Genomic DNA, 24488 nt, shown 5'->3' with positions numbered 1-24488 from the left:
CGGGGCTGCCTTTCGGCAGCCCCGCTGGCGTCTCGGGCAGTCAGCGACGCCGCCTCAGTGGGTGGTTACCAGCATCAGCACGCTGAGCGCCGCCGAGACCCACATGGCCGGGCGGATCGCCTCCATGCGCCCGGTGAAGAGCTTGATCAGCACGAAGGAGAGGAAGCCGAAGGCGATCCCCAGGGTGATCGAGTAGGTCAGCGGCATCAGGATGATCGCCAGGAAGGCCGGGAAGGCCTCCTCGGCACGTGCCCAGTCGATCTTCGCCACCGGCGCCAGCATGAACAGCCCCACCAGCACCAGGGCCGGGGCCGTGGCAATGCCCGGCACCAGCGAGAGCAGCGGCGAGAGGAACAGGAAGGGCAGGAAGAGCAGCGCGATGGTCACCGCCACCAGGCCGGTACGCCCGCCCTGGGCGACCCCGGCGCCGGACTCGATGAAGGTCTGGGCCGCGCTGGTACCGAGCGGCGCGGCGATCATCGAGGCGAAGGCATCCACGGTCATGGAGCGCTTGAGGTTGCGCGGGTTGCCGTCCTTGTCCTTGAGGTCCGCCGACTCGGAGAGCGCCATGAAGCAGGAGAGGGCGTCGAAGAAGTTGGTGAACAGCATCACGAAGATGAACGGCAGGTAGGCCACCTTCAGCGCCCCCCAGATATCCACCTGCATCACCGCGCTGAAGTCGGGCCAGGCGGCCAGGCCGCTCCACTCCACCATGACCTCCTCGCCCCACAGGCGGCCCATGGGGGCGGAGAGCAGGGTGGTCAGGGCGATGCCGAGGATCAGCGCGCCGTTGAAGCGCAGCACCACCATGATGGCGGTGGCCATCAGGCCGATGAAGAAGGTCACCAGGCTCGCGTCGAAGTTGCCCAGGGTCACCAGGGTGGCCTCGCTGCCGACGATGAAGCCGGCGTTCTTCAGGCCGATGAAGGTGATGAAGAGCCCGATGCCGCAGGTGATGGCGTAGCGCAGCGAGGCCGGGATCGCCTCGATGATCGCCTGGCGGACATTGAACATCGCCAGCACCGCGAACAGCACGCCGGACCAGAAGACGCAGCCCAGGGCCACCTCCCAGGAGAGGCCGGCGCCCAGCACCAGGGTGTAGGTGAAGAGCGCATTCATGCCCATCCCCGGGGCCACCAGGATGGGATTGCGCGCATAGAGCCCCATGGCCAGGCTGCTCATGAAGCTGATCAACACGGTGGCGGAGAGGGCCGCGGAGAAGGGGATGCCGGCATCCGAGAGGATCGCCGGATTGACGACGATGATGTACATCGAGGCCAGGAAGGTGGCGATGCCCGCGAGCACCTCGGTGCGCAGGGAGGAGCCGCGGTCGCGTACACGAAAGTAGCGCTCGATCCAGCGCCCACCCGGGGCGGCGGCGGGCGAGGCGGCAGCGGTCGTTGTCTGTTCCATGGCGGGGTCCCGTTGTTGTTGTGGGTCGTGGTGTGGAAGGTCTGTCGCCGACTAGGGTAGGCAATTCTTGACCGATTGGACAACACCCGGGGCGCCATCAGGGTATACAAAAAGGTCTAATGCCTGGATACCGGACGACCAGGCAGCAGAAGGGGCGCCCTTGGGCGCCCCCTGGAGAGTGGATCACTGGCCGGTCCGGCGGCGGACCGTTCAGGCCGTCTTGCTCTTCTTCTCCTCGTGCGGCTCCTCGCTCGGCTGGGGCAGGGAGGGCAGCGACTTGTCGAGCAGCTCGACGCTCTGCCGGTAGAAGAGCTGGCTCTTCTGGTGCTCGCCCAGGTTGGCATAGAGCCGGGCCAGCTCGGCACAGGCCACCCCGCTGGGCCGCTGGCGCTGGCTCGCCTCGAAGTACTCCTGGGCCTTGCCCCAGTAGGCGTTGCGCAGCGACAGGCGCCCCAGGGTCAGCAGCAGGTCCGGGTCGTTGGGCCGCTCCTGCAGCCACTTCTCGGCCACCACCAGCTGCCTGCGAGCATCCACGTCGAGCAGGCCGTAGCGCAGCACCAGGCGGCTGTCCCAGTGCTCCTTGAGCGAGTGGCGCAGCAGCCGCTCGGCGATGCCCTCCTCGTTGCCCCGCACCAGCGCCTCGGCATAGAGCACGATCAGGTCGGTGTTGGTGCGCAGGTGGTCGGGCATGTCCGCCCAGAGGTTGCGGACCCGCTCGATGTCGCCGGGGTTGCGCGCCTCCTGGCCGATCAGCTCGCGGTAGGCGCGCAGCTCGAGCTGCTCGCGCTCCTCGCGGGAGATCAGCTGCTGGGCCGCCAGCCGGGGCATCAGGCGGCGCAGGCCATCCCAGTCGCTGACGCTGAGATAGGCCTGCTTGAGTTGCTTGAGCACCTGGGGGTGATTGGGCAGGTGACGGTCCAGGCGGGTGAGGATCGCCAGCGCCTCCTCGTACTGCTGGCGGTCCAGCATCAGCTGGGCCTGCATCATGCCCACCGCGGTGTCGGCCCCCTCGGTACTCAGGTGAGCGCGCTTGAGCAGGGTGTCAGCCTGCTCGTAGCGCCCCTGGTAGTGAGCCGCCAGGGCCGCCGAGAGGTAATTGACCAGCGGCGTGCTGGAGTCGTCGGCCGCCTTGACCAGCGACTTCTCGGCCTTCTTCCAGCGGCCCTCGGCCAGCGCCACCAGGCCGCGCACGGTGCGCTTCATGGCGGTGCGGTTGCGGGCACGGCTGTTCCACACCTTGAAGCGGCTCACCGGTCGCGTCAGGCGCATCAGCAGTCGCAGGGCGAAGTGCAGCACGATGAAGGCGGCCAGCAGCAGGACCAGGCCGAACCAGAAGGAGGTCTGGAACGAGGTGTCGCCCACCCGCACCAGCCAGTAGCCCGGCACCGACATCATCAGCTGGCCGAACAGCGCCCCAAGCGCCAGGCCCAGGACCACGATCAGGATCAGCTTTCTCATGCGTCATCTCCCTGGCCGTCGTCACGACCCTCGAAGCGCCGCTCGATGAAGGTCGCCAGCGCCTGCTGGGAGCCGCTGATATCGGGAAGCTCCGGACGGATGCTCTGCTGCTTGAGCTCCTCGAGGCGCTCGATCACTGACTGGACGCCGCTGGCTTCGGTATCGTAGTAGCCGCGGATCAGCGCCAGGGCCTTGTCGAGACTGGCCTCATAGAGCTCCTGCTCCTCCTTGAGCAGCGCCAGCTGGGACTGCTCGAGCACCAGGCGCACGCTCTGGCGCAGGTAGGACTCCTGCTCCGGCGAGATCAGCGCCTCCAGGGCCTGGTCGTGCTGGCGCACGGTGACCAGCTCCTTGAGCTCGCCGCCGAAGCGCGCCAGCTGCTCCTGCCAGCCCCCCGTGGGGGCCTCCTCGAGGGCGGCGGCGTCGGCGGTGATCTCCTCGATCTCCTGGGCCAGCGGCTGGCCGGCGAGCTGCTCCTGCTGGGCGTTGAGCGCCAGGTAGAGCCCGGTACGGTCGACCCGCGGTACCGAATCCAGTGCGGCCAGCTCGGAGGCGATCTCGCGTCGCACCGGCACCAGGGCCGGGTTGTCGGCCTCGATGAGCCGCTCGTCGGCGGTGCGCAGCAGGGCGGCGGCGCCCTCGACATCGCGCTCCAGCTGCAGACGCTGGTTGGCCAGGCGCAGCAGGTAGGCGGCCTCGGCGTGCAGCCAGTCGCGCTCGTCGGTGTCCTGCTCGCGGGAGAGTTCGTCGAGCACCTTGTCCAGGGTCTCGTCGACGCTGCCGCGATAGTCGGAGAACTCGCCGCGCAGGTCGGAGAGGGCCGAGTCGAGGGCCGCGTCACGCTCGCTCTCCGCGCTCTCGAGCTGCCCCTGCAGCTCGCCGAGGTCCGACTGGCTGGCCACGTCACCGGGCAGCGAGGCCAGGCGCTGCTGCTGGGCATCGAGCTTCTGCCAGGCCTGCCAGCCGAACAGCCCCACGCCGACGGCGAGCAGGATCACCAGCACCAGGGCCAGGACACCGGCCTTGCCACCACCCTTGCCGCCATTACCGGCGGAGGTGCCGGTCGTGCCACCGGACGCACCACCACCCGCCGGGGCGGTCGACCCGCCGCTGCCAGCGGCCTTGCCGGCCTTGGCCGACGTGTCGGCCTTGCTGGGCTTGGCGGCACTGCCACTCGGGGCAGCGGGCTTGGCGCTGGCCGCCTGCTGGCTCGCGGCGGGTTTTTCTGTGGCGGGTTTTTCTGCGGCGGGTTTTTCTGCGGCAGGCTTCGCCGCAGCGGACTTGTCGCTGCCGGATGCCGGCTTGTCGCCCTGTTCCGGACGACTGGCGGAGGTGTCGGCGGCGCTGGAAGCGGTCTTCCCGGCGCCGGCCTCACCGCCGCCTGCAGGCGCCTGCGCGGCGTCCGACTTGCCCTGTGTCGCGCCGGCGGCCTGCTTGCCGCCGGCCTTGTCGTAGCGACGCGATCGGCGCCTGCCGGAAGCGGTCGGCTTGCCGGCCTCGCCCCCCGAGCTCGCCGATTCCGCGCCGGAGGGCGCCTGCTGTTCGTCCTGATCGTGTGGTTGCTTGCTCATCTGTCGCTAGCCCTTTTCGAGATCATCATGATCGACATCGGCCTCCTCCGGGGCGCTGCTCCTGGCGACCGCGACCGCCAGGGCGGCAGGCGTGGCACCCGACGCCACGACGGGAAAAAGAAACCCCAGCCTGCCGGCCAGTGTAGCCAACCGGGCACTGGAAACGATTAGCGGTTGGTTCAAGGCGGCGTCTGTGCACCATCTTGCCAGATGTTCGAGGATTTCTCCGCTGCTGACCACCAGCGCACGATATTCGCCAGCGGCGAGCCGCGCCTGCATGGCGGGATCGGGATCGAGGAGGCGACGACGATAGACCGCCAGGCGGGTCACCCGGGCGCCGCGTGCCGCCAGGGTATCGGCGATCAGGGGACGCCCCCCCTCGCCAGCCACCAGCAGCACGCGCCGCTCCCCGAGGGCCTGCAGCGAGGCGAGCCGCAGCAGCGCCTCGCTGGTATCCTCGCCGGCCGACGGCGAGGGCACATGGACCCGCACGCCAAGGCGCCGGTGCAGCAGGGCGGCCGTGGAGGCCCCCACGGCATAGAAGTCGATGCCGACCGGCAGCTGCGGCCAGTAGCGATCCAGCGCCTCGACCAGGCATTCGGCCGCGAAGGGGCTCACCACCACCACCTTGTGGAAGTGGTCGATGTCCAGCCACGCAGTCCGTGTCGCCGGAGCCTCCGCCAGCGGCTCGAGTTGCATGACGTCCAGGCGCATGACGGGAAGGCCCCGGGCCTCGATGGCCGCGGCCAAGGGCCCAGCCCGCTCGCCCGGCCGGGAGATCAGTACCGGCAGGTCCGCCATCAGCCGGCGCCGTAGACCTCGGCGAGGATCTCGCCGGCGCCCTGGTCGAGCAGCTCCTCGGCCACACGAATGCCGAGGGCCTCCGGCTCATGCAGGGAGCCGCGTCCCTCGGCACGCAGCACCCGAGTCCCTTCCGGATTGCCCACCAGGGCACGCAGCCACAGGGTCTGGCCGTCATCCTCGAACACCGCATGACCGCCGATGGGCACTTGGCACCCCCCCTCCAGGCGGGTATTCATGGCACGCTCGGCGCGCACGCGGGTCGCCGTGGTCGCATCGTCAAGGGGAGTGAGCAGCGCGAGCAGTTCGGGGTCGTGCAGGCGACACTCGATGCCCAGCGCGCCCTGGCCGCAGGCCGGCAGGCAAACCTCGGGGGGCAGCTCCATGGTGATGCGATCATCGAGCCCCAGCCGCCGGAGCCCGGAGGTGGCCAGCAGGATGGCGTCGAACTCGCCGTCGTCGAGCTTGCCCAGGCGGGTCTGGACATTGCCGCGCAGGCTCAGCACCTCGAGGTCGGGGCGCGCCTCGCGCATCTGCAGGCCGCGGCGCAGGCTCGAGGTGCCGATGCGCGCGCCCTCGGGCAGCGCGTCCAGGGAGGCGTAGTGGTTGGAGATGAAGGCATCGGTGGGCTCGGCGCCCTCGAGGATCACCGAGAGCCCCAGGCTCTCGGGAAAGTGCATGGGCACGTCCTTCATGGAGTGCACGGCGATGTCGGCGCGGCCGTCGAGCATCGCCTCCTCCAGCTCCTTGACGAAGAGCCCCTTGCCGCCGACCTTGGCCAGCGGCGTGTCGAGGATTTTGTCGCCGCGGGTGGACATGGCCACCAGCTCCACCTTCAGGCCGGGATGGGCGGCCATCAGCCGGTCGCGAACATGCTCGGCCTGCCACATGGCCAGTTGACTCTTGCGGGTGGCGATACGCAGGGTATTGATGGCTTGCACGTGGTTCTCCCGTACCGGGTTGCCTACCGTTGGCGCGCGTTGTGCCGCCGCCCGGTGATGACATGGATATCCCTCATCATAAAGCACCGCGCAAGGCAGGAAAAATCGCGTCGTGTCACGCAGGCCTCCCGCTGCCGCCCCTCGCCAGCCGCACGGACTCTGGTACACTTTCCGCCATGTCAAGGCAGCACCGCCCCGGCGGCGCTGCGGCCGGCCCGCCGGCCGTCACCCACCGCAATCGTCTAGCAGGATGCCCAGCCCGATGAGCCCTAGTTCACCGAACCCCGGCACCAACCAGTCCTGGGGCGGCCGCTTCAGCGAGCCCACCGATGCCTTCGTCGAACGCTTCACCGCCTCGGTCGACTTCGACCAGCGCCTCGCCCTCCACGACATCCAGGGCTCGGTCGCCCATGCCACCATGCTGGCCCGGGTCGGGGTGCTGACCGACGAGGAGCGCGATGCCATCATCGAGGGCCTCGGCGAGATTCGCGGCGAGATCGAACGCGGCGAGTTCGCCTGGTCGGTCGCCCTGGAAGACGTGCATATGAACATCGAGGCACGGCTCACCGACAAGATCGGCATCACCGGCAAGAAGCTGCACACCGGCCGCTCGCGCAACGATCAGGTGGCCACCGACATCCGCCTCTACCTGCGCGACGAGATCGACGTGGTCGGCGCCGAGCTGGCCCGCCTGCGCGAGGGGCTGATCACGCTGGCCGACCGCGAGGCCGACACCATCATGCCCGGCTTCACCCACCTGCAGACCGCCCAGCCGGTCACCTTCGGCCACCACCTGCTGGCCTGGCAGGAAATGCTGGCCCGCGACCACGAGCGTCTGCTCGACTGCCGCAAGCGCGTCAACGTGATGCCGCTGGGTGCGGCGGCGCTGGCCGGCACCACCTACCCCATCGACCGCCATGTCACCGCCGAGCTGCTGGGCTTCGAGCGCCCCGCCGAGAACAGCCTCGATGCGGTGAGCGATCGCGACTTCGCCATCGAGTTCACCAGCTTCGCCAGCATCCTGCTGATGCACCTGTCGCGCATGAGCGAGGAGCTGGTGCTGTGGACCAGCGCCCAGTTCGACTTCATCGACCTGCCCGACCGCTTCTGCACCGGCTCCTCGATCATGCCGCAGAAGAAGAACCCGGACGTGCCGGAGCTGGTCCGCGGCAAGACCGGCCGGGTCTACGGCCACCTGGTGGGCCTGCTGACCCTGATGAAGTCCCAGCCCCTGGCCTATAACAAGGATAATCAGGAAGACAAGGAGCCGCTGTTCGACAGCCTGGATACCGTCAAGGGCTGCCTGCGCGCCTTCGCCGACATGGTGCCGGCCATCGAGCCCAGGAAGGCCAGCATGGCCGAGGCCGCCCGCCGTGGCTTCTCCACCGCCACCGACCTCGCCGACTACCTGGTGCGCAAGGGCGTGGCCTTCCGCGATGCCCACGAGATCGTCGGCCAGTCCGTGGCCTTCGGCCTCAAGGAACAGAAGGACCTCTCCGAGATGCGCCTCGAGGAGCTCAAGCAGTTCTCCGGCACCATCGAGGCAGACGTCTTCGAGGTGCTGACCCTGGAGGGCTCGGTGGCCGCCCGCAACCATATCGGCGGCACCGCCCCGGACCAGGTGCGCGCCGCGGCCCAGCGGGCCCGTGACGCCCTGGCGACCCTGGCGGGCCAGGCCTGATGCGCCGCCTCGCCCCCCTGGCAGTGGCCTTGGGCCTAACCCTGGCCGGATGCGGCCAGAAGGGACCGCTCTACCTGCCCGACGACGAGGCGGCCGCCGAGCGCTATGACCCTGCGGGCCAGCAGGAGGCGTCGGACGAGGACGCGGCCCGGCAGGACGACGACACCGCCCGAGACGACGAGAGCTAGGCATGGACCATTTCGAATACCGCGACGGCGTCCTCTACGGCGAGGACGTGCCGCTCACCCGCATCGCCGACGAGGTCGGCACCCCCTGCTACGTCTACTCCCGGGCGACGCTGGCACGCCACTTCCGCGCCTACACCGAGGCGCTGGGCGGCCACCCGCACCTGATCTGCTATGCGGTGAAGGCCAACAGCAACCTGGCGGTGCTCGGGTTGCTGGCAAGACTCGGCGCCGGCTTCGACATCGTCTCCGTGGGCGAACTGGAGCGGGTGCTGGCCGCCGGCGGCGACCCCGCCAGGGTGGTCTTCTCCGGCGTCGCCAAGCAGGAGGCCGAGATGGCCCGCGCCCTGGAGGTGGGCATCAAGTGCTTCAACGTCGAGTCGCGGCCGGAGCTCGAGCGCCTCGACGCCGTGGCCGGGCGGCTCGGCAAGGTGGCCCCGGTGTCGCTGCGGGTCAACCCGGACGTGGACGCCGGCACCCATCCCTACATCTCCACCGGGCTCAAGGACAACAAGTTCGGCATCCCGGTGGACGAGGCGCTGGCCGTCTACGAGCTGGCCGCCGCGCTTCCCAATGTGCGCGTCATCGGCCTGGACTGCCATATCGGCTCCCAGCTCACCGAGCTCTCGCCCTTCCTCGACGCCCTGGACCGCCTGCTGCTGCTGCTCGAGCGCCTGCGCGAGCGCGGCATCGAGGTGGAGCACCTGGACCTGGGCGGCGGCCTCGGCGTGCCCTACCGGGACGAGCGCCCGCCGGCACCCTTCGACTACGCCACCGCCCTGCTCGAGCGGCTGTCGAAATGGCCGGGCAGCGAGCGCCTGACCCTGCTCTTCGAGCCGGGCCGCTCCATCGCCGCCAATGCCGGCGTGCTGCTGACCCGGGTCGAGTACCTCAAGCCCGGCGAGACCCGCAACTTCGCCATCGTCGACGCCGGCATGAACGACCTGATCCGCCCCGCCCTCTACCAGGCGTGGCAGGCGATCCTGGCGGTGGATACCCGCAAGCCGCGCGACACCGCCACCTATGACGTGGTCGGCCCGGTCTGCGAGACCGGCGACTTCCTGGGCAAGGAGCGTGTGCTCGCCATCGCCGCCGGCGACCTGCTGGCGGTGCGCTCCGCCGGCGCCTACGGCTTCGCGATGGCCTCGAACTACAACAGCCGCCCGCGCCCCGCCGAGGTGATGGTCGACGGCGACCACGCCCACCTGGTGCGCCGCCGCGAACGGCTGGAGGACCTTTGGGCCGGCGAGTCGCTGCTGCCCGACGACGAGCGGGAGGCGCGCTGATGCTGCTGCATTTCACCAAGATGCAGGGGCTGGGCAACGACTTCATGGTGGTCGACCTGGTCACCCAGCGGGCACGCCTGACCGACGACCAGATCCGCCAGCTGGCCGACCGCCGCTTCGGCATCGGCTTCGACCAGCTGCTGGTCGTGGAGCCGCCGCGGGACCCGGAGATGGATTTCCGCTATCGGATCTACAATGCGGACGGCAGCGAGGTGGAGAACTGCGGCAACGGCGCTCGCTGCTTCGCCCGCTTCGTGCGCGACCAGCGCCTGACCCACAAGCACGAGATCCATGTCGAGACCGCCGGCGGCCCGCTGACCCTGGTGGTCGAGGACGACGGCCGGGTGCGCGTCGACATGGGGGCGCCGCGCTTCGCCCCCGAGGCGCTGCCCTTCGAGGCCGCCGAGGACCGCCCGCTCCAGCCGCTGGAGGTGGACGGCGAGTGCCTCGAGGTGGGCGTGGTCTCGATGGGCAACCCCCATGCGGTGCTGCGCGTCGACGACGTCGACACGGCCCCCGTCGAGCGCCTGGGGCCGGCGCTCGAGGCCCATCCGCGCTTTCCGCGGCGGGTCAATGTAGGCTTCATGCAGGTGGTGACGCCCCACGAGATTCGCCTTCGCGTGTATGAACGCGGGAGTGGCGAGACCCTGGCCTGCGGCACCGGCGCCTGCGCCGCGGTGGCCAGCGGTATCCGCCAGGGGCTGCTGGAGAGCCCGGTCACCGTGCACCTGCGCGGCGGCGACCTTTGCATCGAGTGGGCCGGCGACGACGCCTCCCTGATCATGACCGGTCCCGCCGAGCGCGTCTTCGACGGCCGCGTCGTCCTGAACTGAGTCGCCCTGCCACCAGAGGAGAAGCTCCCATGACCCGAGCCGCCCCCGACCCGCGCAAGACCCTCGACCCCGATCGGGTGGCCCAGTGGCTGGCCTGTCACCCGGACTTCTTCGTCGGTCGCGAGGGGCTGCTGCAGCAGCTCAAGGTGCCGCACCCCGAGGCCCGCGGCGCCACCTCGCTGCTCGAGCGGCTGGTCCACGACCTGCGCTCCCGCGCCGAGCAGGCCGAATGGCGCCTGGAGCAATTGCTGGAGTCGGCCCGCCATAACGAGGGCCAGTATCGCCGCACCCGCGAGTTGGTGCTGGCGCTGCTCGAGGCCGAGGACAACGACGCCCTGGGCCAGGCGCTCGCCACCCAGCTCGCCGAGCGCTTCCATACTCCGGCGGTGGCCCTGTGGTGCCCGGCCAGCCTGACCGATGCCGAGCCCCGTCCCCCCCAGGCCCCGCGCCAGGTCCTCGACGACCATGCCGGCCAGCGCCTGGCCGCGCTGCTCGACGGCCGCACCAGCCGCTGCACCCGTCTGACGCCGACCGACTGGAAGCGCCTGCTGCCCCATGTGCCGGCGCCCGACAAGGCCGGCTCCTGCGCCCTGTCGCGGCTGACCCTGGGCGAGCCGCTGGGCTACCTGGTGCTGGCGAGTCCCGACCCGGACCACTTCCGCGCCAGCATGGATACCCTGTTCACCGAGTACGTGGGCGAGGTGGTGGCGCGGCTGCTGGTACGCCTGGCCCCGGCCGCCCCGTGACCGGACACGCGCTGGACTCCGAGGTCGAGGCCTTCCTGGCCGGGCTGGCCCGCACCGCCAGTCCGGCCACGGTGGGCGCCTACCGGCGTGACCTGGCGGCCCTGGCGGCCTTCCTCGAGGCCGAGGCCATCGACGACTGGTCAGCGCTGGATGCCGCCCTGCTGCGCCGCTTCCTGGGCAGCGAGCGCATGCGGGGCCAGGCGCCGCGCAGCCTGGCCCGGCGGCGGGCGGCCATCTCGGGCTTCGCCCGCTACCTGGTGGCGGCCGGCCGGCTCCGCCACAACCCGGTGCCCCTGGTGCGGACGCCCCGCCAGCCCCGGCACCTGCCGCGGCCCCTGGACGTGGACCAGCTGGCCCGCTTCCTCGACACGCCCCACGACGACTCGCCCCTGGCCCGACGCGACCAGGCGATGCTGGAGCTCTTCTATTCGAGCGGCCTGCGCCTGGCCGAGCTGGCGGCGCTGGACCTCGGCGACCTCCAGCCGCAGCGGGTGCGGGTGCTGGGCAAGGGCGGCAAGCCCCGCCAGGTGCCGGTGGGGCGCCGGGCGCGCCAGGCCCTGGACGCCTGGCGGGCGGTCCGCGGCCAGCTGGCCGATCGCGACACGCCGGCGCTGTTCGTCGGGGTGCGCGGGGCCCGGCTGGGCCATCGCGCCATCCAGAAGCGGCTGGCCGAACTGGCCAGGGCCCGGGGGCTGGCCGAGCACCTCCATCCGCATCGGCTGCGCCACTCCTTCGCCAGCCACCTGCTGGAGTCGAGCCAGGACCTGCGGGCCGTGCAGGAGCTGCTGGGCCATGCGGACCTCGCCACCACCCAGGTCTACACCCGCCTCGACTGGCAGCACCTGGCGGCGAGCTACGACGCGGCCCACCCCCGGGCACGACGCCGCGCCGACGATGCCGGGGAGCCGTCATGACCCTGCAGGCGATCACCTTCGACCTAGACGACACCCTGTGGGACAACCGCGGCGTGATGGCGCGCACCGAGACCGGCCACTACGCCTGGCTCGACGCGGCCCTGGACGCCTGGCTGGCGCGCCGCAGCGAAGCGCATCTCGGCCGCTTCGCCGAGCGCTTCCCCCTGGCGGCCTACCAGACTAGCCGCCGCCGCCTCGCCGAGCGATACCCGCTGCGTCGGGGTGACTTCAGCTGGCTGCGCGAACGCGCCCTCGTCGAGCTGCTGGAGGCCTTCGGGCTGCCGCGCAGTGCCGCCTGGCTGTGGGCCGCGGCGACCATGGCACGCTTCCATGCCCTGCGCCTCGAGGTCTCGCCCCACCCCGAGGTGGAGCCACTGCTCGCCGAGCTCGGCGGCCGCTACCGGCTGGGGGCCATCACCAACGGCAACCTGGCGGTGCACCGCCTGGCGCTGCACCGCCACTTCCGGGTGACCATCGCTGCCGGCGAGATCCAGGCGCCCAAGCCGGACGCCCGCCCCTTCCTCGCCGCCCTGGCGCGGCTCGCCACCCCGCCTTCCCGGGCGCTGCATGTGGGGGATTCCTGGCAGGAGGATGTGCTGCCGGCCCTGCGCCTGGGCATGCACGCGGCCTGGATCGCCGCCGACACGCCCCATGCCGGCGACCTCCCCGCGGGGGTGTTCAGGCTGCAGCACGTGCGGGAACTTCCGGCCCTGGTCCAGCGCCTGGAAGGTCCGGGCTAGGGCCGCGCTCGAACCCCTTGGGGGTCAGCCCTGCTCGGGGGCGAGCAGCCACTGGTCGAGGCGCTCGTGCACCTCCTCGATGCCCTGCTTCTTGAGGGCGGAGAAGAGCTGGATGCTCACCAGGTCCTCCCACTCGCGCAGTTGCGAGCGTACCTGCTGCAGGGCGCTCTTGGCCGCACCGCTCTTGAGCTTGTCGGCCTTGGTCAGCAGGATGTGCACCGGCATGCCCGCCTCGTCGGCCCAGCCGAGCAGGGTCTGGTCGAACTCCGTCAGCGGGTGGCGCACGTCCATCACCAGCACCAGCCCGCGCAGCGAGCCGCGACGCCGCAGGTAGTCGGAGAGGTGGCGCTGCCACTCCAGCTTGACCTGCTCGGGCACCTTGGCATAGCCGTAGCCCGGCAGGTCGACCAGCCGGTGGCCACTGTCCTCGCCCAGCAAGAAGAAATTGATCAGCTGGGTACGCCCCGGCGTCTTGGAGGTGCGGGCCAAAGCCTTCTGCCGCGTCAGGGCATTGATGGCGCTGGACTTGCCGGCATTGGAGCGGCCGGCGAAGGCCACCTCGGCCCCGTCGTCGGGTGGGCACTTCGCCAGGGTCGGGGCACTGGTAAGGAAACGGGAGGCCTGGTAGTTGAGTCGCGACATGGCGGGAAAATCCTGACGTTGATCAAGGGCACCACGGCTTGCATTCCCGCGGCTCGGGTGTTCCGTTATAATGCAGTGTCTTTGTCTGCGACCCGGGGCGCGCCAGTATACCACCGTGCTCCGGCCGTCAGCGACCGACCACAGGGCGTCGGCGACGACCGGCCAGAGGGCACCCGGCCTCGAGGATCGGGCGGCACCCGGGGTACGTACCGGCCAACAACGTAACGGGATAGTGGAACAGCGATGAGAAAGCTACTGGCAAGCCTGGCAATCACCGTGGGCGCCGTCGGCGTGGCCCATGCAGACCTTCAAGCGGATGCCGATGCGGCGGCGGGCAAGGAGAAGGCGCAGGCCTGTGCCGCCTGCCATGGCCAGGAGGGCATCAGCCCGTCCGGCGCCTTCCCCAACCTGGCCGGCCAGCAGGCCTCCTACCTGGCGAAGCAGATCATGGACATCCGCGATGGCGACCGCGAGGTCGCCCAGATGGCCGGCCAGGTGGACAACTACTCCGACCAGGATGCCTGGGACGTGGCGGTCTACTTCGCCGACCTGGACCCGGCCCTGGGACAGGCCGATGCCGACGAGGCGCTGGTCGAGCGCGGCCGTGAGCTGTACCGTGCCGGCGACATGTCCAAGGGCGTCCCCGCCTGCGCCGCCTGCCACACGCCCACCGGCGAGGGCATCGGCAGTGCCGTCTACCCGGCGCTCTCCGGCCAGCATCCCGACTATACCCTGAGCACCCTGCAGGACTTCGCCTCCGGTGCCCGCAACAACGACCCGGCCAACATGATGGGCGACATCGCCTCCAAGCTGAGCGACAGCGACATGGAAGCCGTGGCCAACTATGTGCTCGGCCTGCACTGAGGCGGGCCCGTCGCACGGTGTGCTGACACCCCGAGGGCGGCCAAAGGCCGCTCTCGGTGTCTAGGGGGAACCCCACCCTCGCGGGGGACTCAAACCCAGCGATGTGCCACACCTCGGCACCTGGATCACGATTCATTCAAGGAGAACCCCATGCTCAAGCCCCTGATGCTCGTCTTCGCCGGCCTCGCCCTGCCGGGCCTGGCCACCGCCCAGTCCCTCGTCGAGGGTGAGCACTACGAGGTGCTCGACAACCCGGTGGAGACCCAGGTCGAGGACGAGCGCATCGAGGTGACCGAGGCCTTCTGGTACGGCTGTCCCCACTGCTACAACCTGGAGGACCCGCTCAATGCCTGGGTGGCCGAGCAGCCCGAGGATGTCGCCTTCCACCGCATGCCGGCCACCATGGGCGGCGACTGGAACACCCATGCCTTCGCCTTCTATGCGGCTCAGGAGCTGGAGATCCTAGACGACCTCCATGACGACTTCTTCCATGCCATCCACGAGGAGGGGCGCAGCCTGACCGATCCCGATGCCATCGCCGAGTTCTTCAGCGACTATGGCGTCAGCGAGGAGGAAGCCAAGGAGGCGCTGGGTTCCTTCGGCGTCAAGGGCAAGGTGAACCAGGCGCATGCCCGCATGCGCCAGATGCAGCTGATGGGCGTGCCGGCGCTGATCGTCGACGGCCGCTACCTGGTCTCGCCGAGCTCGGCCGGTAGCCTCGACAACATGCCGCAGGTCGCCGGCGCCCTGGTCGAACAGGTCCGCGAGGAGCGTGCAGACTGAGATGTCCCATCTGGCCGAGGCAAGGACGCCGCTGCTCGAGGGCGGCCACCTCAAGCTGCTCACCTTCAACCTGCAGGTGGGCATCCAGACCTCGGCCTACCACCATTATCTGACCCGCAGCTGGCAGCACCTGCTGCCGCACCCCAACCGGCTGCGGCGTCTGGACATGATCGGCGAGGTGCTCGGCCGCTTCGACATCGTCGGCCTCCAGGAGGCCGACGGCGGGAGCTTCCGCTCGAGCCAGGTCAACCAGGTGGAATACCTGGCCAGCCATGCCGGCTTTCCCCACCACTTCCAGCAGCTCAACCGCAACCTGGGCCGCATCGCCCAGCACAGCAACGGGCTGCTGTCGCGACTGGCCCCGACCCGCATCGAGGAGTACCGCCTGCCCGGCACCCTGCCCGGCCGCGGCGCCATCCATGCCCGCTACGGCGAGGGCCCCGATGCCCTGCACCTGTTCGTCGCCCACCTGGCGCTGAGCCACCGGGGCCGGGTGCGCCAGCTCGACTACCTCAGCGAGATCATCCAGCCGCTGCGCCATGTGGTGGTGATGGGGGACCTCAACTGCACCCCCGATCAGCTCCACGGCCATCGGCGCTTCTGTGCCTCGCTGCCGCTGCACCCGGTGCGCCCGCCACTCAGCTACCCTTCCTGGCAGCCCCGCCGGGCCCTGGACCACATCCTGCTGTCGGAGTCCCTCCAGGCCGACGAGGTGCGGGTGCTCGACCACCTCTTCTCGGATCACCTGCCCATCGCCGTGGACGTGCGGCTACCGGAGGCCTGCCTGGAAGCCTGCCTGACCGCCACCCGGGGCGAGGCCCGACGGCGGCGGCGCTGATGGCCGCCGCGCGGGCACCGTAAAGTCAACGTTGGCTCGCGAGGCTGCTGCCGGAGCGCCGGTGTGCGACCATGAAGCCCCACCAGACGCGAAGACCGAACAGCGAGACCCACACCCATGGCCCAATCCCGCGAGCTGCCAGGTGTCATTGCCTGGCTCGACCGTGCCTCGGAATGGCTCGGCAGGAGCCTCTCCTGGCTTGTCCTGCCGATGATGCTCATCCAGTTCCTGATCGTGGTGCTGCGCTACGCCTTCAGCTTCAACAGCATCCCCATGCAGGAGTCGGTGATGTACATGCACGCCGTGGTGTTCATGCTGGCCGCAGCCTGGACCCTCAAGCATGACGGCCATGTGCGTGTGGATATCTTCTATCGCGCCATGACGCCGAAGCGCAAGGCCCTGGTCGACCTCTGCGGCACCCTCTTCCTGCTGCTGCCGGTGATGGTCTTCGTGATCCTGTCGAGCACGGGCTATGTGGGCAAGTCGTGGCGCATCCTCGAGGGCTCGCCCGATACCGGCGGCATCCCCGGCGTCTTCCTGCTCAAGACGCTGATCCCGCTCTTCGCCGGCCTGATGCTCCTGCAGGGCCTGGTGGAGGCGAGCCGCCACTACCTGGTCCTCACCGGGCGCATGGATCCCCCCGCCCATGACGACGACCCCCATGTCGAGGAGCGCCTGTGATGCTGGAGTTCATGCCGCTGGTGCTCTTCCTCGTCATCTGCCTGGTGCTGATGGCCGGTTATCCCGTTGCCCTGTCGCTGGCCGGCACCGCCCTGGCCTTCGCCGGCCTGGGCCTGGGCCTCGAGGCCCTGGGGGTCGATGCCCACTTCGACGGCGGCTACCTGGGCGCTTTCCCCAACCGCCTCTACGGCATCATGACCAACCAGACGCTGCTGGCGGTGCCGCTGTTCGTGCTGATGGGGGTGTTGCTGGAGAAGTCCAGGGTCGCCGAGAACCTGCTCGACGCCATGGCGCTGCTCTTCGGTTCGCTGCGCGGGGGGCTGGGCATCTCGGTCACCCTGGTGGGCATGCTGCTGGCCGCTTCCACCGGCATCGTCGGCGCCACCGTGGTGACCATGGGCCTGATGTCACTGCCGACCATGCTCAAGCGTGGCTACAGCATGCCGCTGGCCACCGGCACCATCTGCGCCACCGGCACCCTGGGCCAGATCATTCCGCCCTCCATCGCCCTGGTGCTGCTCGGCGACGTGCTCTCCTCCGCCTACCAGCAGGCCCAGCTCTCCATGGGCATCTTCAGCCCCAAGACGGTCTCGGTGGGCGATCTGTTCATGGGCGCCCTGGTGCCGGGACTGATCCTGGTGGTGCTCTACATCGCCTATGTCTCCGTGGTCGCCTGGCTCAGGCCGCAATCCGCCCCGCCCGCCGACCGCAGGGAACTGATGGACGAGTTGGGTCATCAAGGGGGCCTGGGGCTCTTGTTGCTCAAGGGGCTGGTCCCGCCCATCTTGCTGATCGTTGCCGTGCTGGGCTCGATCCTGGGCGGCTTCGCTACCCCCACCGAGGCAGCGGGCGTCGGTGCCTTCGGTGCAATGATCCTGGCCCTGGCCTATCGTCGCCTGGACATCCAGACTCTCAAGGAAGTGCTGCGCTCGACGACCCACGTCACCACCATGGTGTTCATGATCCTGATCGGTGCCGCGCTCTTCTCGCTGGTATTCCGTGCCTATGGCGGCGAGGAGCTGGTCACCGAACTATTCGAGAACATGCCCGGCGGCGTGTTGGGCGCGACGATCATCGTGATGCTGGTGATCTTCCTGCTCGGCTTCATCCTCGACTTCATCGAGATCACCTTCGTGGTGGTGCCCATCGTCGGGCCGATCCTGCTGGCCATGGGGCTCGACCCCATCTGGCTGGGCATCATGATCGCCATCAACCTGCAGACCTCCTTCCTGACGCCGCCCTTCGGCTTCGCGCTCTTCTACCTGCGCGGCGTGGCGCCGGACTCGGTGCCCACCTCGGCGATCTACAAGGGGGTGATCCCGTTCATCGTGCTTCAGCTCTGCATGCTGTTGGCCCTGGCCTGGTTCCCGGAACTGGCCACCTGGCTGCCGGAGCAGTTCTGACCGGTCGACAGGACAAGCAAGGGGCCCTGCCCGCACGGGCCGGTGACGCCAGGACAGTCCGTTTTCCGGCACCCCCCTCGGTGCCAGCCGGTGGCCCCCGTGGCCGCCGGACACACGCCAGCCCTCGCGAGGGCTTTCCACGACAACACCCACAATACCCAGAGGGAAAGCACATGAAACTCAGATCACTCGCCGTCGCCGTCGCCATGAGCGGTGCCGTCTCCGGCCTGATGCTGGTCTCCAGCGTCGACAACACCGCGCAGGCCCAGGAAACCTTCGAGTGGAAGATGGTCACCTCCTGGCCGAAGAACTTCCCGGGCGTCGGCCAGGGCCCCGAGCGCCTCTCCGAGCTCGTCGAGGAGATGTCCGACGGCCGCCTGACCATCGAGGTCTTCGGGGCCGGCCAGCTGGTGCCGGGCTTCGAGGTGTTCGACGCCGTTGCCGAGGGCACCGCGGAGCTCGGCCATTCCGCCTCCTACTACTGGAAGGGCAAGGCGCCGGCCGCCCAGTTCTTCGCCGCCGTGCCCTTCGGCATGAATGCCCAGGAGATGAACGCCTGGCTGCACTATGGAGGCGGCCTCGAGCTGTGGAACGAGCTCTACGACGACTTCGGCGTCGATGTGCTGGTCGCCGGCGCCTCAGGCGTGCAGATGGGCGGCTGGTACAACAAGGAGATCAACTCCGTCGACGACCTCGACGGCCTGAAGATGCGCATGCCGGGCCTGGGCGGCGAGGTGATGGAGCGCATGGGCGTGGCCATCGTCAACATGCCCGGCGGCGAGATCTTCACCTCGCTGCAGTCCGGCGCCATCGATGCCACCGAGTGGATCGGTCCCTACAACGACCTGGCCTTCGGCCTGCACCAGGCCGCCGACTACTACTACTACCCGGGCTGGCATGAGCCGACCGTGATGTTCGAGGCGATCATCAACGAGGAGGCCTATGCCTCGCTGCCCGCCGACCTGCAGGCGATCCTGCGCACCGCGGTGCGCGACATCAATGCCGATGTCCTGGACGAGTACACCGCCCGCAACAACGACGCCCTGGAGACTCTGGTCAACGAGCACGGGGTGGAGCTGCGCCGCCTGCCGGACGACGTCCTCGCCCAGGCCAAGGAGCACTCCGCCGACGTGGTCGCCGAACTCGCCGAGGACAGCGAGATGGCCCGGAAGATCCACGACTCCTACCGGGCCTTCCAGGAGAAGGTGGTCGACTACCACACCATCTCCGAGCAGGCCTACTACAACGCCCGCAACCCGGACGAGAGCACCGGCAACTGAGGTCGCTGCCTCGCCGACACAATCGCCGACACAATGGGCCGCCTTCGGGCGGCCCCCTTGCGTTGCGGCGGTGATCCAGAGCCCGGCGATCAGCGGCAGAGCGGCGCCAGCCAGGCCTGTGCAAACCACAGCACCAGGGCATAGCGCGCCGCCTTGGCCAGGGTGATCAGCAGGATGGCGCGCCACCACGGCAGGCGCAGGACGCCGGCCAGCACGGTGAGCGGGTCGCCGACCACCGGCGCCCAGGAGGCCAGCAGGCTCCACTCCCCGAAACGCAGGTACCAGCGTTCGGCCCGTTCCAGCCCCTGCCGGGACACCGGGAACCAGCGGCGCCCCTGGAAGTGCCGCGCGTAGCGCCCCAGTGCCACGTTGACCAGGCTGCCCAGGCTGTTGCCGAGGGTGGCCACCGCCCACAGCAGCAGGGCCGGCTCGCCGGTGCACCATAGCCGCGCCAGCCACACCTCGGAGCCACCGGGCAGCAGGGTGGCGCTGGCCAGCGCCACCAGGAACAGGGTCAGCATGGCACCGCCCCCTCTCCCTGCAGTAGGCTATTGGCCCCCTTCGATCGCAATGACGTGACGCCGATGGCCGCCTCCCGCTCCATACCCAACACCCTGACCATCGCCGGCTCCGACCCCAGTGGCGGTGCCGGCATCCAGGCCGACCTCAAGACCCTCTCGGCCCTGGGCACCTATGCTACCAGCGTGATCACCGCCCTGACCGCCCAGAACACCCGCGGCGTCACCGGGGTTCACCCGGTGCCCGCCGGCTTCATCGCCGCCCAGCTCGAGACGCTGCTCGATGACATCGCCATCGACGCCGTGAAGATCGGGATGGTGGCCAGCCACGAGGTGGCCGAGGTGATCCGCGAGGGCCTGGCCTCCCGGCGGCCGGGCTGGATCGTGCTCGACCCGGTGATGGTGGCCAAGAGCGGCGACATCCTGGTCGACGATGCCGGCATCGCGGCGGTCCGCGAGTGCCTGGTGCCCCTGGCCGACCTGGTCACCCCCAACCTGCCGGAGGCCGCGGTGCTGCTGGACTGCCCGGTACCGCAGGATCGCGCCGGCATGGAGGCGCTGGCCCCCGGCCTGCGCGCCCTGGGGGCCGGTGCCGTGCTGCTCAAGGGCGGCCACCTGCGTGGCGAGCGCTGCCCCGACCTGCTGATCGAGGGTGACACCCTGCACTGGCTGGAAGGGACACGCATCACTACCGGTAACCTGCACGGCACCGGCTGCACCCTCTCCTCGGCGATCACCGCCCGCCTGGCGCTTGGCGACGCCCCCCGCGACGCGGTGGCCGCCGCCAAGGCCTGGCTGTCGCGGGCACTCGAGGAGAGCCACCGGCTTGACGTGGGTCAGGGGCACGGTCCGGTGCACCACTTCCACGCCTGGTGGTAGCCCGCCGGGCTTGCGCGCTCCCCCCCTGCCGCCCATGCTGAAAACTGTGCCGTGGGGATCAACCTTCCCGGGAGGGAGCCATCATGAGCCAGACCCTGCTGTTCGCCAGCGACCTCTCCGCCGAGAACCGGGCCGCCTTCGCCCGCGCCATACGCCTGGCGGTGGAGAGCGGCGCCCGCCTCGATGTCATCCATGTGCTCGACCCCTACCTGCCGCGACGGGTCCTGCATGACCTGGAGGCGGCCGTGGTGGAGGACATCCGCGCCACCCTGGTCGACATCCGCGAGGACTATGCGCTGCCCGAGCCCCAGTGCCTGATCCAGACCATGGCCGGTGCGCCCTATGCCGAGATCATCCGCGAGGCCCATGAGCGCGAGGCGGACATGATCATCCTCGGTGCCCATCGCAAGCGCGGCCAGCCCGACCTGGTCGCCGGCACTACCCTGGCCCGGGTGCTGCGCAGTGCGCCCTGCCCGGTGCTCTCGGTCAGCCACCTGGCCACCCAGGAGTGGCAGGACATCCTGGTGCCGGTGGACTTCTCGCTGACCTCGCGGCACACCCTGCGCGAGACCCTCAAGCGCTTCCCCGGCGCCCGGCTGACCCTGCTCCATGCCTGGGACATCCCGGGCGAGCGGGAACTGGGCTCCGACAGCGACTATGCCCGCTGGCGCGACCGTGAGGTGGAACGCCTGCGCACCCAGCTCGAACGCGAGACCGAGCAGCTGATGAGCGAGCTCGACGACGTCCCGGAGCTCGAGCTGGTGCTGGAGCAGGGCGAGCCTCTCGAGGTCCTGTTGACCCGCCTGCGCCGCCAGCCACCGGACCTGCTCGCGCTGGGCAGCCGCGGTCAGCTGGGTCGCCACAGCCAGATCACCGAACGCCTGCTCTCCGAGCCCCACTGCGACATCATGCTGTGCCGCGCCTGGTAGGGAGTGCCCTATAGCTATACAGAACCTTTACGAAGGGATATTGTCCGTACAGGACCATTCCCTGTCGCGAGAGGTTTACCATGTCCCTGCCCTGCACCCGAAGCGCCCTTCTGCTGGCGACCCTGACCCTCGCCACCACGGCGACGGCCGAGACGGTGGAGATAAAGGGCGCTCGCTTCCCGGCCGCCCTCGAGACCGAGGATCGCCGCTACGAGCGGATCGGCCACGGCCTCTTCCGTTACATGATCTGGGACGCCTATGCCGGCGCCTACTACCAGGCCCAGGGTTTTCCGCGCCCGGCCCCCCAGTCCGATGTGCCCCGCCGCCTCGAGCTCGAGTACTTCCACGCCATCGAGGCCGAGGAGTTCGCCGAGGCGACCCGGAAGAGCGTGCGCGAGGCCCTCGACGACGCCACCTATGCCGAGCTGGCATCGCCGCTCGAGGCCTTCAACGAGCGCTATCGCGACGTCGCGCCCGGCGACCGCTACGCGCTGGGCTGGGACGGTGACCGGCTGACCCTGGCCCTGAACGGCGAGACCCTCTTCGAGGGCAACGACCCGGCGCTCGCCAACGCCCTGTTCGGCATCTGGCTGGGCGAGGACCCGCTGGGCGAGGCGTTTCGCGACGACCTGCTGGGGCGCTGAGGCGGCGACATGCTAGGCTTGGCGGTCCGAAACGGCAGCCAAGGAGACTCCGCCCGATGAAGGCCCTGATCCAGCGCGTGAAACGTGCAAGCGTCGAGGTGGACGATCGCGAGGTGGGCGCCATCGGCACGGGCCTGCTGGCCCTGGTGGGCGTCGAGAAGGGTGACGACGAGGCGACGGCCGACCGGCTGCTGCACAAGCTGCTGCACTATCGGGTCTTTCCCGACACGGCGGGCAGGATGAACCGCAACCTGCAGCAGGCCGAGGGCGGCCTGCTGCTGGTCTCCCAGTTCACCCTGGCCGCCGACACCCGCAAGGGGCTGAGGCCCAGCTTCTCCAGCGCCGCGCCACCCGCCGAGGGCGACCGCCTCTTCCACTACCTGCTCGGGCGCGCCCATGACGCCTGGCCGAGGGTCGCCAGCGGCGAGTTCGCCGCCGACATGCAGGTCTCGCTGGTCAACGACGGGCCGGTGACCTTCCTGCTGGAGAGCTAGCCGCTGAGCTCGGCCTCCATGGCCTCCAGCGCTTCCTCGGCCTCCAGCCAGGCCTGTTCCAGGGCTTCCAGACGCGACTTGAGCTCGCCCTGACGACCGAGGCGTTCGGTGAGCTCCTCCTTGCGCGCGGGGTCGGTATAGAGCGCAGCGTCGCCCAGCGCCTCCTCCACGGTGGCGAGTTCCGCCTGGACCTTCTCCATGGCCTGCTCGGCGCGGTCCCGCTGCTTCTTCAGGGGCCGCAGCTTCTCGCGCAGCTCGGCGGCGGCGCGACGGGCCGTCTTGCGATCCTCCCTGGGCACGTCAGCCTCGGCCTGGCGGTCGGCCTTGTCGGCCCGGGCCTCGCGGCGCTCGCCCTCCAGCCGCGCCTTGAGCCAGGCCCGATAGTCCTCCAGGTCGCCATCGAAAGGCTCGACGCGATGGTCGGCCACCCGCCAGAACTCGTCCACGGTGGCGCGCAGCAGGTGGCGGTCGTGGGAGACGATGATCACCGTACCCTCGAAGCTCGCCAGCGCCTCGGTGAGCGCCTCGCGCATCTCCAGGTCCAGGTGGTTGGTGGGCTCGTCCAGCAGCAGCAGGTTGGGCTTCTGCCAGGCGACCAGCGCCAGGGCGAGACGCGCCTTCTCGCCGCCGGAGAAGCGCCCCACCTCGGCGAAGACATCGTCACCGTGGAAACCGAAGCCGCCCAGGAACTTGCGGATGTCCAGGTCGGCGGCCGTGGGCGAGAGGCGCTGCACGTGCATGAAGGGGGTGGCGGCCAGGTCCAGCCCCTCCAGCTGGTGCTGGGCGAAGTAGCCGATCGCCAGGTGCTCGCCGGCCACCCGCCTGCCGGACAGCAGTGGCAGGTCGCCGGTCAGCGACTTGATCAGCGTCGACTTGCCGGCCCCGTTGGGGCCCAGCAGGCCGATGCGCTGGCCGGGCAGCAGGGTCAGCTTGACGCCATCGAGCTGCACCGCCTCCTGGCCGGCTACGTCGCGGTAGCCCAGGCGCGCCTCGTCGAGCACCAGCAGCGGGTGGGAGACCTTGTCGGCGGCGGGAATGGTGAAGTGGAAGGGCGAGTCGGCGTGGGCCACGGCGATATCCCCCATGCGCTCGAGGGTCTTGAGTCGGCTCTGGGCGGCGCGGGCCTTGTTGGCCTGGTAGCGGAAGCGGGCCACGAAGCGCTCGATCTCCTCGCGGCGCGCCTGCTGCTTGGCGGCCTCGGCCTGCTGCAGGGCCAGCTTCTCGGCCCGGGTGCGCTCGAAGGTGGAGTAGTTGCCGCGATAGAGCACCAGGCTGCGGCGATCGAAGTGCACGATGTGGTCGCACACCGCATCGAGGAAGTCGCGGTCGTGGGAGATCAGCAGCAGGGTGCCGGGATAGCGGGTGAGCCACTGCTCGAGCCACAGCAGGGCATCCAGGTCCAGGTGGTTGGTGGGCTCATCCAGCAGCAGCAGGTCGGAGGGCTTGAACAGGGTACGCGCCAGGTTGACGCGCATCCGCCAGCCACCTGAGAACGCGGCCAGCGGCCGCTCCAGGTCGGCCTGGACGAAGCCCAGCCCGACCAGCAGCTGGGCCGCCCGGGACGGGGCGCTGTAGCCGTCCAGCGCCTCGATGGCGCCATGCAGCTCCGCCTCGCGATGGGCGTCGCCCTGTTTGCGGGCGGCCTCGAGGGCCTGTTCGGTCTGGCGCAGTTCGCGGTCGCCGTCCAGCACATAGTCGACGATCGAGCGTTCCAGCGCCTCCACCTCCTGGTCCATATGGGCGATGCGCTGGCCGCCGCTCATCTCCACCTCCCCCTTGTCCGGGGAGAGTTCGCCGAGCAGCAGCTTGAACAGGCTCGACTTTCCCGCCCCGTTGGGCCCGACGATGCCCGCCTTGTGGCCGGCGTGCAGGGTCAGGTCGGCCCCCTCGAGCAGGGTCTGGGTGCCGCGTTGCAGGGAAACTTGGCGCAGTGCGATCATGCAGGCTCCACTCGGCAGTCCGTG

General features: G+C 69.8%; 24 protein-coding genes and 1 pseudogene. 17 read left to right on the top strand and 8 right to left on the bottom strand.

All coding sequences use genetic code 11. The annotated features are described in order from the left end of the window. Window positions 1-54: 54 nt before the first annotated feature. The 5 genes from QLQ83_RS03105 to hemC all read right to left on the bottom strand — a co-directional run bounded on the left by QLQ83_RS03105 (window position 55) and on the right by hemC (window position 6184). Window positions 55-1413 (bottom strand): NCS2 family permease, encoded by a 1359-nt coding sequence (locus tag QLQ83_RS03105; RefSeq protein WP_282734104.1) that lies wholly within the window; start codon window positions 1411-1413, stop codon window positions 55-57. Window positions 1414-1623: 210 nt separating this feature from the next. Next, on the bottom strand, window positions 1624-2871 hold the full coding sequence (locus tag QLQ83_RS03100) for a heme biosynthesis HemY N-terminal domain-containing protein (protein WP_282734103.1): 1248 nt from the start codon (window positions 2869-2871) through the stop codon (window positions 1624-1626). Continuing rightward, window positions 2868-4442 carry a uroporphyrinogen-III C-methyltransferase gene (locus QLQ83_RS03095; protein WP_282734102.1) on the bottom strand — a complete coding sequence of 525 codons (1575 nt, stop codon included), beginning with the start codon at window positions 4440-4442 and terminating at the stop codon, window positions 2868-2870. The genes QLQ83_RS03100 and QLQ83_RS03095 overlap by 4 nt, the downstream gene beginning before the upstream one ends. A 6-nt stretch (window positions 4443-4448) precedes the next feature. Next, window positions 4449-5243, bottom strand: a complete 795-nt coding sequence (locus QLQ83_RS03090; protein WP_282734101.1) for a uroporphyrinogen-III synthase — start codon at window positions 5241-5243, stop codon at window positions 4449-4451. Next, complete coding sequence (hemC, locus tag QLQ83_RS03085; RefSeq protein ID WP_282734100.1) at window positions 5243-6184, bottom strand: hydroxymethylbilane synthase; 942 nt, start codon at window positions 6182-6184, stop codon at window positions 5243-5245. The genes QLQ83_RS03090 and hemC overlap by 1 nt, the downstream gene beginning before the upstream one ends. A gap of 262 nt (window positions 6185-6446) precedes the next feature. Between hemC and argH the strand changes: the two genes are divergently transcribed. From argH to QLQ83_RS03050, 7 genes and pseudogenes are all read left to right on the top strand, one after another. Then, window positions 6447-7865: an argininosuccinate lyase gene (argH, locus tag QLQ83_RS03080; protein WP_282734099.1), complete on the top strand. Its 1419-nt coding sequence runs from the start codon at window positions 6447-6449 to the stop codon at window positions 7863-7865. Beyond that, window positions 7865-7969 (top strand): annotated as a pseudogene (gene lptM / locus QLQ83_RS19515) (LPS translocon maturation chaperone LptM); the annotation flags it as partial. The gene argH and the pseudogene lptM, both read left to right, overlap by 1 nt. An 86-nt stretch (window positions 7970-8055) precedes the next feature. Continuing rightward, the gene (lysA, locus tag QLQ83_RS03070; protein WP_282734097.1) at window positions 8056-9336 is read left to right on the top strand and encodes a diaminopimelate decarboxylase; all 1281 of its coding nucleotides are present in this window, start codon (window positions 8056-8058) and stop codon (window positions 9334-9336) included. Next, window positions 9336-10169: a diaminopimelate epimerase gene (gene dapF / locus QLQ83_RS03065; RefSeq protein ID WP_282734096.1), complete on the top strand. Its 834-nt coding sequence runs from the start codon at window positions 9336-9338 to the stop codon at window positions 10167-10169. Before lysA ends, dapF begins: the two co-directional genes overlap by 1 nt. A gap of 29 nt (window positions 10170-10198) precedes the next feature. Further along, complete coding sequence (locus QLQ83_RS03060) at window positions 10199-10915, top strand: DUF484 family protein (RefSeq protein WP_282734095.1); 717 nt, start codon at window positions 10199-10201, stop codon at window positions 10913-10915. Beyond that, window positions 10912-11829: a tyrosine recombinase XerC gene (locus QLQ83_RS03055; RefSeq protein ID WP_282734094.1), complete on the top strand. Its 918-nt coding sequence runs from the start codon at window positions 10912-10914 to the stop codon at window positions 11827-11829. The genes QLQ83_RS03060 and QLQ83_RS03055 overlap by 4 nt, the downstream gene beginning before the upstream one ends. Then, on the top strand, window positions 11826-12569 hold the full coding sequence (locus QLQ83_RS03050) for an HAD family hydrolase (protein WP_282734093.1): 744 nt from the start codon (window positions 11826-11828) through the stop codon (window positions 12567-12569). The genes QLQ83_RS03055 and QLQ83_RS03050 overlap by 4 nt, the downstream gene beginning before the upstream one ends. A gap of 24 nt (window positions 12570-12593) precedes the next feature. On the opposite strand, the gene yihA is transcribed toward QLQ83_RS03050, so the two are convergent. Beyond that, window positions 12594-13211: a ribosome biogenesis GTP-binding protein YihA/YsxC gene (gene yihA, locus QLQ83_RS03045; protein WP_282734092.1), complete on the bottom strand. Its 618-nt coding sequence runs from the start codon at window positions 13209-13211 to the stop codon at window positions 12594-12596. A 243-nt stretch (window positions 13212-13454) separates the two neighbouring features. On the opposite strand from yihA, the gene QLQ83_RS03040 reads away from it, so the two are divergent. The 6 genes from QLQ83_RS03040 (at window position 13455) to QLQ83_RS03015 (ending at window position 19060) form a co-directional block, all read left to right on the top strand. Then, entirely contained in the window at window positions 13455-14075 is a 621-nt protein-coding gene (locus QLQ83_RS03040) for a c-type cytochrome (RefSeq protein ID WP_282734091.1), read from the top strand. Window positions 14076-14225: 150 nt separating this feature from the next. Continuing rightward, window positions 14226-14858 (top strand): thiol:disulfide interchange protein DsbA/DsbL, encoded by a 633-nt coding sequence (locus QLQ83_RS03035; protein WP_282734090.1) that lies wholly within the window; start codon window positions 14226-14228, stop codon window positions 14856-14858. Between the two features lies 1 nt (window position 14859). Then, window positions 14860-15696 carry an endonuclease/exonuclease/phosphatase family protein gene (locus QLQ83_RS03030; protein ID WP_282734089.1) on the top strand — a complete coding sequence of 279 codons (837 nt, stop codon included), beginning with the start codon at window positions 14860-14862 and terminating at the stop codon, window positions 15694-15696. Window positions 15697-15813: 117 nt separating this feature from the next. After that, a complete protein-coding gene (locus QLQ83_RS03025) occupies window positions 15814-16377 on the top strand; it encodes a TRAP transporter small permease subunit (protein ID WP_282734088.1) in 564 nt (187 codons plus the stop codon). Continuing rightward, window positions 16377-17780, top strand: a complete 1404-nt coding sequence (locus QLQ83_RS03020) for a TRAP transporter large permease (RefSeq protein WP_282734087.1) — start codon at window positions 16377-16379, stop codon at window positions 17778-17780. The genes QLQ83_RS03025 and QLQ83_RS03020 overlap by 1 nt, the downstream gene beginning before the upstream one ends. Window positions 17781-17953: 173 nt before the next feature. Next, window positions 17954-19060 carry a TRAP transporter substrate-binding protein gene (locus tag QLQ83_RS03015; RefSeq protein ID WP_282734086.1) on the top strand — a complete coding sequence of 369 codons (1107 nt, stop codon included), beginning with the start codon at window positions 17954-17956 and terminating at the stop codon, window positions 19058-19060. 89 nt (window positions 19061-19149) lie between these two features. Here the strand turns inward: QLQ83_RS03015 and QLQ83_RS03010 are convergent, their stop codons facing one another. Next, window positions 19150-19581: a YqaA family protein gene (locus QLQ83_RS03010; RefSeq protein ID WP_282734085.1), complete on the bottom strand. Its 432-nt coding sequence runs from the start codon at window positions 19579-19581 to the stop codon at window positions 19150-19152. A 63-nt stretch (window positions 19582-19644) separates the two neighbouring features. On the opposite strand from QLQ83_RS03010, the gene thiD reads away from it, so the two are divergent. From thiD to dtd, 4 genes are all read left to right on the top strand, one after another. Further along, a complete protein-coding gene (gene thiD / locus QLQ83_RS03005) occupies window positions 19645-20457 on the top strand; it encodes a bifunctional hydroxymethylpyrimidine kinase/phosphomethylpyrimidine kinase (RefSeq protein ID WP_282734084.1) in 813 nt (270 codons plus the stop codon). 83 nt (window positions 20458-20540) lie between these two features. Then, the gene (locus QLQ83_RS03000; RefSeq protein WP_282734083.1) at window positions 20541-21386 is read left to right on the top strand and encodes a universal stress protein; all 846 of its coding nucleotides are present in this window, start codon (window positions 20541-20543) and stop codon (window positions 21384-21386) included. An 80-nt stretch (window positions 21387-21466) separates the two neighbouring features. Continuing rightward, window positions 21467-22030, top strand: a complete 564-nt coding sequence (locus QLQ83_RS02995) for a chalcone isomerase family protein (protein ID WP_282734082.1) — start codon at window positions 21467-21469, stop codon at window positions 22028-22030. A 56-nt stretch (window positions 22031-22086) separates the two neighbouring features. Beyond that, window positions 22087-22524 (top strand): D-aminoacyl-tRNA deacylase, encoded by a 438-nt coding sequence (gene dtd, locus QLQ83_RS02990; RefSeq protein ID WP_282734081.1) that lies wholly within the window; start codon window positions 22087-22089, stop codon window positions 22522-22524. Here the strand turns inward: dtd and QLQ83_RS02985 are convergent. Next, complete coding sequence (locus QLQ83_RS02985; protein WP_282734080.1) at window positions 22521-24464, bottom strand: ATP-binding cassette domain-containing protein; 1944 nt, start codon at window positions 24462-24464, stop codon at window positions 22521-22523. The two genes, dtd and QLQ83_RS02985, sit on opposite strands and share 4 nt — an antisense overlap. Window positions 24465-24488: the final 24 nt, after the last annotated feature.

It is taken from the genome of Halomonas rhizosphaerae, assembly GCF_030010555.1.
Taxonomy (GTDB): Bacteria; Pseudomonadota; Gammaproteobacteria; order Pseudomonadales; family Halomonadaceae; genus Halomonas; species Halomonas rhizosphaerae.
The sequence above is the reverse complement of the archived record's forward strand: the minus strand, read 5'-3'. Positions and strand labels throughout refer to the sequence as shown.